This window comes from Rhodococcus sp. NPDC060084 (genome assembly GCF_042730335.1).
Classification (GTDB): domain Bacteria; phylum Actinomycetota; class Actinomycetes; order Mycobacteriales; family Mycobacteriaceae; genus Rhodococcus.
This window is the reverse complement of the sequence record NZ_JBHWWX010000008.1, coordinates 110,458-123,187: the sequence shown is the minus strand read 5'-3', so window position 1 is coordinate 123,187 and position 12,730 is coordinate 110,458. Positions and strand designations below refer to the sequence as shown.

Annotated in this window: 12 protein-coding genes; 5 read left to right on the top strand and 7 right to left on the bottom strand. The window is 67.5% G+C overall.

From position 1 onward, the window contains the following. The first annotated feature begins 112 nt into the window (after positions 1-112). The 4 genes from rplU (at position 113) to proB (ending at position 3,470) form a co-directional block, all read left to right on the top strand. On the top strand, positions 113-424 hold the full coding sequence (gene rplU / locus ACFWBU_RS07280) for a 50S ribosomal protein L21 (protein WP_072698676.1): 312 nt from the start codon (positions 113-115) through the stop codon (positions 422-424). A gap of 37 nt (positions 425-461) precedes the next feature. After that, positions 462-725 (top strand): 50S ribosomal protein L27, encoded by a 264-nt coding sequence (gene rpmA / locus ACFWBU_RS07275; RefSeq protein ID WP_169620503.1) that lies wholly within the window; start codon positions 462-464, stop codon positions 723-725. Between the two features lie 169 nt (positions 726-894). Then, on the top strand, positions 895-2,352 hold the full coding sequence (obgE, locus tag ACFWBU_RS07270) for a GTPase ObgE (protein WP_169620504.1): 1,458 nt from the start codon (positions 895-897) through the stop codon (positions 2,350-2,352). A gap of 17 nt (positions 2,353-2,369) precedes the next feature. Continuing rightward, complete coding sequence (gene proB / locus ACFWBU_RS07265; protein ID WP_378527922.1) at positions 2,370-3,470, top strand: glutamate 5-kinase; 1,101 nt, start codon at positions 2,370-2,372, stop codon at positions 3,468-3,470. A 3-nt stretch (positions 3,471-3,473) separates the two neighbouring features. Here proB and ACFWBU_RS07260 read toward each other — a convergent pair whose 3' ends face one another. Both ACFWBU_RS07260 and ACFWBU_RS07255 read right to left on the bottom strand, forming a co-directional pair. Then, positions 3,474-4,322, bottom strand: coding sequence for an NAD-dependent protein deacetylase (locus ACFWBU_RS07260; RefSeq protein ID WP_378527937.1), 849 nt, complete (start codon positions 4,320-4,322; stop codon positions 3,474-3,476). Between the two features lie 8 nt (positions 4,323-4,330). Continuing rightward, complete coding sequence (locus ACFWBU_RS07255) at positions 4,331-5,869, bottom strand: ATP-dependent DNA ligase (RefSeq protein WP_378527921.1); 1,539 nt, start codon at positions 5,867-5,869, stop codon at positions 4,331-4,333. Between the two features lie 129 nt (positions 5,870-5,998). Between ACFWBU_RS07255 and ligD the strand changes: the two genes are divergently transcribed. Next, complete coding sequence (gene ligD, locus ACFWBU_RS07250) at positions 5,999-6,961, top strand: non-homologous end-joining DNA ligase (protein WP_378527920.1); 963 nt, start codon at positions 5,999-6,001, stop codon at positions 6,959-6,961. Between the two features lie 20 nt (positions 6,962-6,981). Here ligD and ACFWBU_RS07245 read toward each other — a convergent pair whose 3' ends face one another. From ACFWBU_RS07245 to ACFWBU_RS07225, 5 genes are all read right to left on the bottom strand, one after another. Next, positions 6,982-7,917, bottom strand: coding sequence for a D-isomer specific 2-hydroxyacid dehydrogenase family protein (locus ACFWBU_RS07245; protein WP_378527919.1), 936 nt, complete (start codon positions 7,915-7,917; stop codon positions 6,982-6,984). Between the two features lie 73 nt (positions 7,918-7,990). Beyond that, on the bottom strand, positions 7,991-8,389 hold the full coding sequence (locus tag ACFWBU_RS07240) for an ectoine synthase (protein ID WP_169620510.1): 399 nt from the start codon (positions 8,387-8,389) through the stop codon (positions 7,991-7,993). A gap of 57 nt (positions 8,390-8,446) precedes the next feature. Beyond that, positions 8,447-9,730, bottom strand: coding sequence for a diaminobutyrate--2-oxoglutarate transaminase (gene ectB / locus ACFWBU_RS07235; protein ID WP_169620511.1), 1,284 nt, complete (start codon positions 9,728-9,730; stop codon positions 8,447-8,449). A gap of 61 nt (positions 9,731-9,791) precedes the next feature. After that, on the bottom strand, positions 9,792-10,310 hold the full coding sequence (ectA, locus tag ACFWBU_RS07230; RefSeq protein ID WP_169620512.1) for a diaminobutyrate acetyltransferase: 519 nt from the start codon (positions 10,308-10,310) through the stop codon (positions 9,792-9,794). A gap of 141 nt (positions 10,311-10,451) precedes the next feature. Next, positions 10,452-12,590: an ATP-dependent DNA helicase RecQ gene (locus tag ACFWBU_RS07225; RefSeq protein WP_169620513.1), complete on the bottom strand. Its 2,139-nt coding sequence runs from the start codon at positions 12,588-12,590 to the stop codon at positions 10,452-10,454. Positions 12,591-12,730: the final 140 nt, after the last annotated feature.

The following is a 12,730-nucleotide window of genomic DNA, read 5'->3' as shown; positions in this document are numbered from 1 at the left end:
AGCCGCGCCTGGACTCAGGATGGCGGCGGGACCGAGTAAGCACCATACAGACCAGTCGCGACCGCAAGACTGTGGCGCGAGCACGTTCGAAGAAGCAAGGGGTAGCCGTCCGATGGCAACGTACGCGATCGTCAAGACCGGCGGTAAGCAGTACAAGGTCGCTGAAGGCGACCTCGTCAAGGTCGAGAAGATCGAGGGTGAGCCCGGCGCTGCTGTCTCGCTTGCTCCGGTCCTCGTCGTCGACGGATCCGAGCTGACCACCGACGCCGACAAACTGGCGAAGGTATCGGTCACCGCCGAGATCGTCGAGCAAACCAAGGGCCCGAAGATCCACATCCACAAGTTCAAGAACAAGACCGGGTACCACAAGCGCCAGGGTCACCGTCAGAAGCTGACGGTCGTCAAGGTCACCGGCATCAAGTAACTCGAGCTTCGAGCTTCAACCCCCAGGAGGGTTCGTCATGGCACACAAGAAGGGTGCATCAAGCTCCCGTAACGGTCGCGATTCGAACGCCCAGCGCCTCGGCGTCAAGCGTTTCGGCGGCCAGTCCGTCAGCGCCGGTGAGATCCTCGTGCGTCAGCGCGGCACCCACTTCCACCCCGGTGTGAACGTGGGACGCGGCGGCGACGACACGCTGTTCGCCCTCGAAGCGGGTGCTGTCGAGTTCGGCACCAAGCGTGGACGCAAGACGGTCAACATCGTCCCGGTCGCGGCAGACGCCTGATCTGCCGTCCGAACAGGACACTGCGAGGGTTTCCTCGCGACATACTCCCAATAGGGGCGGGCCAGGGTCGCACACACCCTGTCCCGCCCTTGTTGGTTTTCCACACAGCACGTTTCGCCAGTACATATCGGGAAGCTTCGCCAGTTCTCGCACGGAAAGAGGTCCATCCATGTCCCGCTTCATCGACCGGGTTGTGCTGCACGTCAGCGCCGGTAAGGGTGGCAACGGTTGCGCCTCCGTCCATCGCGAGAAGTTCAAGCCCCTCGGCGGCCCCGACGGCGGCAACGGAGGAAACGGCGGTGACGTCGTCCTCGAGGTGAGCGGCAACGTCCACACGCTGCTCGACTTCCACTTCCACCAGCACGCGAAGGCAACCAACGGCACGCAGGGTGCCGGTGGCAACCGCAGCGGTGCCAACGGCAACGACCTGGTGCTCGAGGTCCCGGACGGAACCGTCGTGCTCGACACCGACGGCAACGTCCTCGCCGACCTCGTCGGCGTCGGCAGCCGGTTCATCGCTGCGCAGGGCGGCCGAGGCGGCCTCGGCAACGCGTCCCTCGCCTCCAAGGCGCGCAAGGCCCCCGGCTTCGCGCTGCTCGGCGAGGAGGGCGAAGAACGTGAACTCGTCCTGGAACTGAAATCCGTCGCGGATGTCGGTCTGGTCGGGTTCCCGTCGGCCGGCAAGTCGTCGCTCGTGTCCGTGCTGTCCGCGGCCAAACCCAAGATCGCCGACTACCCGTTCACCACGCTCGTTCCGAACCTCGGTGTGGTCCAGTCCGGCGACACCACCTTCACCGTCGCCGATGTGCCCGGACTGATCCCGGGCGCAAGCCAGGGCCGCGGTCTCGGCCTCGATTTCCTGCGGCACATCGAGCGCTGCGCGGTGCTCGCGCACGTCGTGGACTGCGCGACCATGGACCCGGGTCGCGACCCGATCTCCGACGTCGACGCCCTCGAAGCCGAACTCGCGGCATACCAGCCCGCGCTGTCCGGCGACAACAGCCTCGGTGACCTCGCGGACCGGCCCCGCATCGTCGTCCTCAACAAGGCGGATGTTCCCGACGCCGCCGAACTCGCCGAGTTCGTCCTGCCCGAGTTCGAGAAGCGCGGCTGGCCGGTGTTCACCGTGTCCGCGGTGACCCACGAAGGTCTGCGGCCCCTCACGTTCGCGCTGGCGAAGATGGTCGAGGAGTACCGCGAGGCGCATCCGCCCGCGGAGCCCACCCGTCCGGTGATCCGCCCGATCGCGCGCAACGAGACCGGCTTCACCGTCGTTCCCGATCCCGAAGTTCCCGGTGGATTCATCGTGCGCGGCGAGCGCCCGGAGCGCTGGGTCCGCCAGACGGCGTTCGACAACGACGAAGCCGTCGGCTACCTCGCCGACCGGCTGGCACGGCTCGGCGTCGAGGCCAAGCTGGTCAAGATGGGCGCGCAGCCCGGCGCCTCGGTCACCATCGGCGACGTCAGCTTCGACTGGGAGCCGCAGACCGCAGCCGGCGTCGACGTCGTGCGCACCGGCCGAGGCACCGACGCCCGCCTGGACCAGGTCGATCGCGTCGGCGCCGAAGAACGCCGCCATGCCAAGAAGGTCCGTCGGGGGCTCGCTTCCGACGACGACGACTTCTGATCTTTTCGAGGAGAGTTGTGAGCGACACGCGAGAGGTCATCTCCGACGCACGCAGCGTGGTGGTCAAGATCGGCTCGTCGGCGATCACCAGTCTGGTGGGCGGCCTCGATCGTGGCAGGCTCGACCGGCTCGCAGACGCGATCGAGTCGCGGATGCGGTCGGGTTCGAGCGTCGTGGTGGTGTCGTCGGGCGCTGTCGGTGCCGGACTCGCGCCGCTGGGACTCACCACGCGGCCCCGCGATCTGGCCACGAAGCAGGCGGCGGCCAGCGTGGGGCAACTCGCCCTCGCTCACGCCTGGGGCACCTCGTTCGCCCGGTACGACCGGACCGTCGGGCAGGTGCTGCTCACCGCGGACGACATCGCCCGCCGCACCCAGCACCGGAACGCCCAGCGCACCCTCGATCGTCTGCGCGCCCTCGGGGCCGTGCCGATCGTGAACGAGAACGACACCGTCGCGACGGCGGAACTGCGGTTCGGTGACAACGACCGGCTCGCGGCTCTCGTCGCGCATCTCGTCGGTGCGGAGGCGCTGATCCTGCTGTCCGACGTCGACGGACTGTACGACGGTGATCCACGGAAGGGCGGGGCTCACTTCATTCCGGAGGTCACCAGTCCGGAAGACCTCGACGGTGTCGTCGCCGGGTCGGGCGGCGCACTCGGCACCGGGGGAATGGCCTCCAAGCTGTCCGCCGCGCGGCTCGCCGCGGACTCCGGTGTGCCGGTGCTGCTTGCCGCGGCGTCGGACGCCGCACGGGCACTGACCACCGCGGACGTCGGGACGGCGTTCTCGGCGCGTCCCGATCGTCTGTCTGCCCGGCTGTTCTGGGTGCGGCACGCCGCCGATACGCACGGCGCGCTGCATCTCGACGAGGGTGCCGTCCGCGCGGTCGTCGATCGCCGCCGGTCGTTGCTGCCCGCCGGAATCACCGGTACCAGTGGCAATTTCCACGCCGGCGATGTTGTTTCCCTTGTTGCTCCTGACGGCCGCATCGTGGCCCGCGGCGTGGTTGCCTACGACGTGGCCGAACTCGACTTCATGATCGGTTTCTCCACCCGGAACCTGCCGGCCGATCTGCATCGTCCCGTGGTGCACGCGGACGATCTGGTGCGAATCTAGCTGTTACGCAGTCGGTGTCGGCTCGGCGACGCGGGATGTCAACGCCGCGAGCGATTCCGACGTTCCTGCCTCGATCTTGAGTGCGGCGAGAGAGTCACCGCGCGTCGGTCCCCGATTGATGATCGCCACCGGAATGTCGCGTGCCACGGCGTGCCGCACGAACCGCAACCCGGACTGCACGGTCAGCGAACTCCCGGCGACGACGAGTGCGTCGGCCTCGTCTATCACCTGGAAGGCGTCGTCCACACGCGGCCGGGGCACGATCTCACCGAAGTACACGATGTCCGGTTTCAGCATCCCGCCACATCGTTCGCAGTCGACCACGACGAAGCCGTCGGTATCGGCCACGACCGCGTCCGCGTCGGGCGCCACCTCGAGTCCCGTGATCGCGCGGGCGCGTTCGGCAAACCCCGGGTTGGCGCCGGTGAGGCGTTCGTGGAGGGTGAATCGGGAGATCCTATGCTGACAGGCCAGGCAGCGAACCTGCGCGTACGTGCCGTGCAGATCGATGACGCGGCGACTGCCCGCCTTGGTGTGCAGGAGATCGACATTCTGGGTGATCACGCCGGTGACGCACCCGGCGCGCTCGAGCGCGGCCAGGGCGCGATGACCGACGTTGGGGCGGGCAGCGTCCATATGCCTCCAGCCCACGTGGTTGCGTGCCCAGTAGCGGCGCCGGAACACCGGGTCTCCGACGAACTGCTGGATCGTCATCGGGTTACGCGGCGGAGAATCCGGTCCGCGGTAGTCCGGAATGCCGGAGTCGGTGGAGACGCCGGCGCCGGTGAGCACGGCGACCCGTCTGCCGTCCACCAGGGACCACAGGGAGTCGAGGGAAGGTCGAACGTCGATCACCCCTTCTACGGTAGGCCGTCGTTGCCGACCGGCGAGCGGGGGAGCAGTGCGCGCACCGCGTCGATCGTGTCCGCCTCTGCCGGTGATTTGTCCGGGCGGTAGCGCAGTACCCGCGCGAATCTGAGCGCCACCCCGCCCGGATAGCGCGTGCTGACCTGGGCACCGTCGAGTTCGATCTCCACTACCAGGCGCGGTTCGAGATAGACGGTGTGCTCGTCCCGGTGCGACTCGTGTAGCGGGAATTCGGCTGTCTGCCACCGCAGCAACTCGTCGGTGAGGCCCTTGAACGTCTTTCCCACCATGATCGGCGGGCCGCCGTCGGGATCGCGCGCGCCCAGATGCAGGTTCGACAGATATCCGGTCCGGCGCCCATAACCCCACTCGGCGGCCAGCACCACCAGATCGAGTGTGTGCTCGGGTTTGACCTTCTGCCACGCGCGTCCGCGCCGACCCGCGTTGTAGGGGGACGTGAGGGATTTCACCATGACGCCTTCGTGCCCGTGATCGAGCGACGCCGCGAGGTGCGCCTGCGCACGCTCCGGGCCGGGCGCCGTCACCGCAGGTATCCGGTGTCGCGCGGCCACACGTTCGAGGGCGGCCAGTCGTTCGGACAGGGGAGCGTCGAGGAGGTCGTCTCCGTCGAGGTGCAGGCAGTCGAAGAAGTACGGATGCAGCAGCAGTTCGCGCTCGCTGCGTGCGCCGAATCGGCTCATGGTCTCCTGGAAGGGGCGGGGACGGCCGGAATCGGTCAAGGCGAGCGTCTCCCCGTCGAGCACCACACTGGTGCACGGCAGGCCGGCGACGAGGTCGACCAGTTCCGGTACGGACCCGGTGATGTCGCGCAACGTACGCGTGAAGATCCGTACCTCGTCTCCCGCACGATGAACCTGGATGCGTGCGCCGTCGAGTTTGTACTCCACACTCACCTCGCCGCCGAGTTCGGTGAGCGCGGAGGTGAGGGACTCGGCCGGCGAGGCAAGCATGGGCCGTACCGGCCGGCCCACCTCGATCCGGAACGCGGCCAGGGCGTCGAGCCCGCCCTCGAAGGCCGCCGCTGCCGTGCCGCTGAGCCGTCCGGAGAGCATGAAGGCGCGCCGCACCGCGTCGAGGGGAAGGTCTGCTGCCGCGGCCACGGCATCGGTCATCACCCCTTCGAGCGCCCCTTGACGTAGATCGCCGCCGAGCAGACGAACGAGGAAATGCTGTTCGCCGGCGGTTGCGCGTGAGAACAATTCGTCGAGCTGTGCTCGACGTGTCGCAGCAGAACCCGGGCCCGACGTCGTCGCGAGGGAGTCGAGGATCGAGGCCACCTCGGAGACCTCGAGCGTCGCCGTGCCGGCCGGCGACAGATCGAGGCCCGCGAGCGTGCGGAAACCGACTCCGATCCGTCCCTGGGCCAGCTCCCCGGACAGCCACGACACCACCGATTCGACTTCGGCCGGATCGGCGCGCACGAGCAATGCGCGCAACGCGTCGGTCTTCGCGCGCCGTGAGCGGGTCCCCGCCACCGCGTTCGACGTATCCACCACGCTCTCGAGCAACACAGCTCGACGGTAACGCGCGCCAGGGATCACGGCACCGGAAAGTGCTGCGGTGTGGTGTCCGGCGCGCGAGGATGGGTGCACGCCGGCGGGCCGCACGCGGTGGCCCGTGGGTACACGAGGAGGGACCGCATGGGGAAGGACTCGTCGGAGGCCGTCGAACTCGAAGCCGACGGCCGTACGGTTCGGCTGTCGCATCCCGAGCGTGTGTACTTCCCCGAAGTCGGTGTCACCAAGCTCGACATCGCGAACTATTACCTGGCCGTGGGCGACGGCATCGTCCGCGCCTTGCGGGAACGGCCGTGCATGCTGCACCGGTTTCCCTCCGGCATCGAGGGGGAAAAGGTGCACCAGAAGCGGCTTCCCCGTGGCGCGCCGGACTGGGTCGACACCGTCCGGGTCCACTTTCCGCGCTACAACCGCGACGCGGACGAGTTGTGCGTCACCCGCGTCGCCGACGTCGTGTGGGCCGTCCAGATGTCCACGGTCGAGTTCCATCCCTGGAACTCGCGCCGCGCCGACGTCGAACGTCCCGACGAGTGGCGCATCGACCTGGACCCGATGCCCGACTGCGGATTCGATCGCGTGGTGCGCGTGGCGGGAGTGGTACAGGAAGTCCTCGCCGAACTGGGCGCGGTCGGCTGGCCGAAGACGTCGGGTGGCCGGGGACTGCACGTCTACGTCCGGATCGAGCCCCGATGGGGGTTCGACGACGTACGCCGGGCCGCATGGGCATTCGCGCGGGAAGTCGAACGACGAGCGCCCCGGGATGTGACGACCACCTGGTGGCGTAAGGACCGCGACCAGTCGGCCGTGTTCGTCGACTACAACCAGAACGCGCGCGACCACACCCTCGCGAGCGCGTACTCGATTCGCGGGGTGGCCGACGCCCGTGTCTCGACGCCGGTCCGCTGGGAGGAAGTGCCCGATGTCGACCCGCGGGAATTCACCGTCGCGACCGTCCCGGACCGGTTCGCGAAATACGGGGACCTGCACGCGGGGATCGACGACGCCGTCTTCTCGCTCGACGCTCTTCTCGAATGGGCCGACCGGGACGAGGCGGAGAACGGGGATATCGGTCGCGCCGGTTCGTGACCCCCCGCACCAAGGCGCGCTCAGTACCCGGCGCTCGGGTCGATCACAGCGACGGGATCGAGCCCGGACCCGAACCGGGTGACGTTCTCCGTGACGTGCTCGAGGTAGGCGGGGATGCGTACCGCCGGGGGGTTGGAGTCGTGGGGTGTGATCATCGCATTCGGCATCGACCAGAGGGGGTGACCGTCGGGGAGAGGTTCCGGGTCGGTGACGTCCAGACCCACTCCCGCGATGGTGCCCTGTCGTAGCGCCTCCACCAGTGCCTCGGTATCGATGAGGCGTCCCCGGGCAACGTTGATCACCCACGCGGTGGGTTTCATGGCGGCAAGTTCCGGGGCGCCGACGAGTTGTTCGGTCTCGGTGGTCGAGGGTGCGGCGACGACGAAATGGTCTGCGAGGTGCCAGATCTCGTCGATCCTCTCGACGGGGTAGGTTTCGACAGCGCCGGGTACGGGACGGCCGCTGCGGGTCACGGCCAGGGCGCGTGCGCCCAGTGCCGCGAGCATGGGGATCAGTGCCCGGCCGATGCCACCGGCGCCGATGATGCCGATGGTGGATCCTCGCAACGTCCCGAGGGTGGGAAAGAAGGCCTCGGGCTCCCAGGAGGTTGCCTCGAGGTGGGCCGGCAGTGCCCGCACCCCGGCGAGCAGCAGCATGAGCGCGTGCTCGGCAACGGTCGCCGAGTACGCACCCGCGGCGGAGGTCCACATCACTTGCGGATGAGCCCGGACGATTCCTTCGGACAGCCAGCGCTCGACCCCGGCCGCCGGAAGCTGAACCCAGCGCACGGACCGGGGGAGCGACTCGGGAAACGAGTCGGGTCCGTCGGTCCAGACCAGCGCGTCGGGCGCGTCGTCGAGGTCGCACACCACCCCACCGCCACTGGTGACGGCTCGGACGAAGCGCTCGTCCGGCGCCGGACCGACAGCAATGCGGGGCGAGCGCTCGAAAGTCATGATTCGACTCTAAGCGCCCGCCCCGCAATTGGTCACGTGCTCGCGTCGCGCGCGGCGACCACCCGGGTGGGTATCAGGCAGGTTCTTCGACGAGCGGGTAGACACCGTTCTCGTCGTGGACCTCGCGACCCGTCACCGGAGGATTGAACACGCACATCATCCGCATCGTCGTGCGCGGCAGGACGCGGTGGCGTTCGTGGCCGTTGAGCAGGTACATCGAACCCGGACCCAGCTCGTACTCCACGTCGTTGTCCAGGTCCTGGAGGGTGCCCTCGCCTTCCACCAGCCACACCGCCTCGATGTGGTTCGCGTAGTGGAACTCGTTGACGGTGCCCGCCTTGATGGTCGTCTCGTGGAACGAGAAACCGACCTTGTCGCCGGCGAGCACGATCCGCTTGCTGGTCCAGTTGCCGTCTTCGGACGTGACGTCGCGATCGGTACCGGTGATCTCTTCAGTCGTACGAACGATCATGGGTGTCGAAAATCCTTAGGGGTGAGGGTTTCTCGGGAAAGGGGGAGCGGACTTCGCTCAGGCCTGCACCTTCGCGGTGGCCTCGGCGAGGATATTGAGTCCGAACTCCAGCTCGTCGTCACTGATGGTCAGCGGCGGAAGGAGCTTGACCACCTCGTCGGACGGCCCTGAGGTCTCCGCGAGAAGACCCTCCTCGAAGGCGAGCTCGCAGACCTTCTGTGCGTTCTCGTGCTTCTCGAACACCAGTCCCTGGACGAGACCGCGACCGCGCGTCGAGACGCCGTCGAACATGTCGGACAGGTTCATGAAGGTCTGGCGGATGCGCTCGCCCTTGCGCAGCGTTTCGCGCTCGAGCTTGTCGTCGGCCCAGTAGTGCTCGAGGGCGGCGGTAGCGGTGACGAACGCCGGATTGTTCCCACGGAAGGTGCCGTTGTGCTCGCCCGGACCCCAGACGTCGAGTTCGCGCTTGAACAGCGTCAGTGCCAACGGCAGACCGTAGCCACCGATCGACTTCGACAGCGTGACGATGTCGGGGGTGATCCCGGCGACCTCGAAGGAGAAGAACGGGCCGGTGCGGCCGCATCCCATCTGCACGTCGTCGACGATCAGCAGGATGTCGCGTTCCTGGCACAGATCCGCCAGCGCGCGAAGCCATTCGGGGCGGGCGATATTGACGCCGCCTTCACCCTGAACGGTCTCGACGATGACCGCGGCGGGGCGGTTGAGGCCGCTGCCGGCGTCGTCGAGCACGCGGGAGAACCACTGGAAGTCCTCTGTGACTCCGTTGAAGTAGTTGTCGAACGGCATCGGGGTCGCGTGCACCAGCGGGACGCCGGCACCCGCGCGCTTCATGGAGTTGCCCGTGACCGACAGAGCGCCGAGCGTCATACCGTGGAAGGCGTTGGTGAAGTTGATGACCGACTCGCGCCCGGTGACCTTGCGGGCAAGCTTGAGTGCGGCCTCGACCGAGTTCGTGCCGGTAGGACCGGGGAACTGGACCTTGTAATCGAGCCCGCGGGGCTTGAGCACGAGCTGTTCGAACGTCTCGAGCAGGCGCCGCTTCGCGACGGTGTTCATGTCGAGGCCGTGGGTGATGCCGTCGCTCATGATGTAGTCCACGAGCGCGGACTTGAGGATCGGGTTGTTGTGCCCGTAATTGAGGGCGCCGGCGCCCGCGAAGAAGTCGAGGTAGTCCTTGCCGCTCTCACTGCGGAGCCAGGATCCGGACGCTTTTTCGAATACGGTGGGCCAGCTGCGGCTGTAGCTGCGCACTTCCGACTCGAGATGCGTGAAGATATCCATGTCGCCCGTCGTGCCGGGCTTGTGTTCCAGGATGGTCATGTGGTGGTCCTCCTGCGATATTTAAGAAACTCGAAGTGATCGATATCCGAATCTCGGGTGATCACTCTCCGATCGTGTAAAGATCCTCAGCCAGATGAGAATCCGGAAAATCGTCGGGCGCGAACAAATCGCTCCGGGTGATATGGGTTCCGCGGCGGCGAGCCAATGCGGTGAACATCGCGATCGACGCTGCGTTGTCGGGACTCACCGTGGTCTCGAGGCGGGTGACGCCGAGGGGGGCGAGCCTGTCGAGCAGAGTGTCCAGCATGCGGCCTGCGACGCCACGACCGCGCTGGTCGGCGTCGACGGCGACCTGCCATACGAACAACGTCTGTGGCGACTCGGGTCGCAGGTATCCGGTCACGAAACCGACGGCGCGGTCGTGCTCGTCGGTGGCGACCACGGAAGACTCGGCGAAATCACGGCACCACAACACATACGCGTAACCGGAATTGACATCGAGTACCTGGGAGTCGCGGGCGATCTGCCACAGCCGTTTTCCGTCGGCGATGCGCGGACTCCGGAAACTCAATTCAGCCGGCTCTACAGATGGGGTACTACTTTCCGTAACGGGCTTCATAAGTCCTCGTAACTTAACAAGATTTGATGTCGAATTCACCCGTTTCGCCTGGCTCGGGTGCTAAAGTCCGCGCTTCGTGCAGGTAGGACATGTGGTGTGATACCGGTCACGAACATGTAGCGTCTGGTCTCCTCGTAGCGATTACTTCGGGCTCGCGAGCGCGAACGGCAGCACCGCGTCGGCTCCGGCGGCGACGAGAGTCCTCGCCGCCATCGTGAGCGTCCAGCCGGTGTCGGTCACCGCATCGACGAGAAGGATCGGACCGCGCACTCCGCTGAGATCGGGCGTCTCCCACGCATCGACGAGCGCGGCGATCCGGTATGCCGAATTCGCGGCCGTCGCAGGGGGATGCCCCGTTCGGCGACGTAATACACCTAAATCCTGAAGTCGGCCCAGTTGTGACAGACGCGACGCGAGCGAGGCGGTGAGCACCGGGTGGTCCGGGGACTCGACGGCCATCACCGCGGTGGGTCGTTGCGCCCAATCCCAGGACGCGAGCACTGCCACCGACGCCTGCACCACCGCGTCGGGAACGGGACCGTCCGGAGCGTCGAGAAGCGCACGCAGGCGGGGACCCCAGCCCAGATCCGACAGTCTTCCCAGAACGCGCCCGGGCTCGGGGCCGTCGGTGATGCGGCCCGAGAGCTTCACACCGAGCGTCGCCATGCCCGTCGGCCACTGCCGTCGCGGGGGGAGGTCGACGCCGGGGCGCTCGAGGCGAGCCTTCGTCCTGGCCACCTCCGCCTCGTCCACGACGTCGGACCATCGCGACCCCGTGCAGTTGTCGCACCGGCCGCATCCCGGGGTGTCCGCGGTGAGTTCCGGATCGTCGAGCTGGCGGCGAAGGAAGACCATGCGGCACTCGGTGGTGCGCTCGTACTCGATCATCGCGTTCTGTTCGGCGGTGCGGGCTTCTTCGAGGCGGGCATACCGCTCGGCGTCGTACACCCACGGTTGTCCCGTCGCGATCCAACCGCCCTTCACCCGGCGGACCGCTCCGTCCACGTCCAGCACCTTGAGCACCATCTCGAGCCGTGACCGGTTGAGGTCGACACGCGGCTCCAATGCCTGGGTCGACAGCGGCCGTTCCGGGTCGAGCGCCTCGATGACCCGGCGCACCAGCGACTCTTCCGGGAACGCCACGGAGGCGAACCACTGCCAGATCTGCCGGTCCTCGGGGCCGGGGAGAAGCACGACTTCCGCGCGGTCCGTCGAACGGCCGGCCCGGCCGACCTGCTGGTAATAGGAGATAGGAGAGGACGGCGCCCCGAGATGGACGACGAAGCCCAGATCGGGCTTGTCGAACCCCATGCCCAGCGCCGACGTGGCGACCAGCGCCTTGACGCGGTTGGCCAGAAGGTCCGACTCGAGCTGCTCCCGTTCGGCCGGGTCGGTCTGACCGGTGTACGCGGCGACGGCGTAGCCGTGGTCCGACAGCAGTGCCGCGAGATCGCGTGCGGCCGACACCGTCAGCGTGTACACGATGCCCGAACCCGGAAGCTCGTCCAGATGCTGGGCCAGCCAGGCCGCACGACGAGCCGGTTCGTCGATGCGGACCACCGACAGGTGCAGTGAGGGGCGGTCCAGTCCGCCGCGCAGAACGAGTGTTCCGTCGGACGACGACGCCGGCTCTCCGGGCACACCCGACCGGACCTGAGCGCCGACTCCCAGTTGCGCGGCGACGTCGGCGACCACCCGATCGTTGGCGGTCGCGGTGGTGGCCAGAACCGGCACTCCGTCGCCGAGGTCGGCGACGAGCGTGCGGATACGCCGGTAGTCGGGACGGAAATCGTGGCCCCAGTCCGATACACAGTGCGCTTCGTCCACGACGACGAGACCCGCGTCGCGTGCGAGAGCCGGGAGCACCTGATCGCGGAAGTCGGGGTTGTTGAGCCGTTCCGGACTGACGAGCAGGACGTCGACATCACCGGACCGGATCCGTTCGTGGATCTCGTCCCACTCCGTCATGTTGCCGGAGTTGATGGTCGCGGCCCGCACACCTGCTCGTTCGGCGGCGGCGACCTGGTTGCGCATCAGTGCCAGCAGTGGGGACACGATCACCGTCGGGCCGTGTCCGTGCGCCCGCAGCAGTTTGGCGGAGATGAAATAGACGGCGGATTTTCCCCAACCGGTGCGCTGGACCACGAGTGCCCGGCGGCGCTGGACGACGAGCGCCTCGATCGCGGTCCACTGGTCGTCGCGCAAGCGGGCGTCCGGTCCGGCAAGCTCTCGGAGGAGGTGTTCGGCGTCGTCGCGCAGACCGTCGGTGGGGATGCTCATTGCCCCATCGTGCCCGACATCACCGACTCGTACGGTGGCACTGCGAATCGGAGCGGCCCACCGTCGGCGGGTCGGGTACGCGTTTTTTCACGACGAGTGGCGCGTTCGTTCGGTGAGCGGTGCCGAGTGAGCGACGAACG

Bases quoted from the DNA above. Each gene is read 5' to 3' on its own strand.
- obgE (WP_169620504.1), top strand. From the start codon at position 895: ATGTCCCGCTTCATCGACCGGGTTGTGCTGCACGTCAGCGCCGGTAAG.
- ACFWBU_RS07225 (WP_169620513.1), bottom strand. From the start codon at position 12,590: ATGAGCATCCCCACCGACGGTCTGCGCGACGACGCCGAACACCTCCTC.
- ectB (WP_169620511.1), bottom strand. From the start codon at position 9,730: ATGACCATCCTGGAACACAAGCCCGGCACGACGGGCGACATGGATATC.
- ligD (WP_378527920.1), top strand. From the start codon at position 5,999: ATGGGGAAGGACTCGTCGGAGGCCGTCGAACTCGAAGCCGACGGCCGT.
- rplU (WP_072698676.1), top strand. From the start codon at position 113: ATGGCAACGTACGCGATCGTCAAGACCGGCGGTAAGCAGTACAAGGTC.
- ACFWBU_RS07240 (WP_169620510.1), bottom strand. From the start codon at position 8,389: ATGATCGTTCGTACGACTGAAGAGATCACCGGTACCGATCGCGACGTC.
- rpmA (WP_169620503.1), top strand. From the start codon at position 462: ATGGCACACAAGAAGGGTGCATCAAGCTCCCGTAACGGTCGCGATTCG.
- ACFWBU_RS07245 (WP_378527919.1), bottom strand. From the start codon at position 7,917: ATGACTTTCGAGCGCTCGCCCCGCATTGCTGTCGGTCCGGCGCCGGAC.
- ectA (WP_169620512.1), bottom strand. From the start codon at position 10,310: ATGAAGCCCGTTACGGAAAGTAGTACCCCATCTGTAGAGCCGGCTGAA.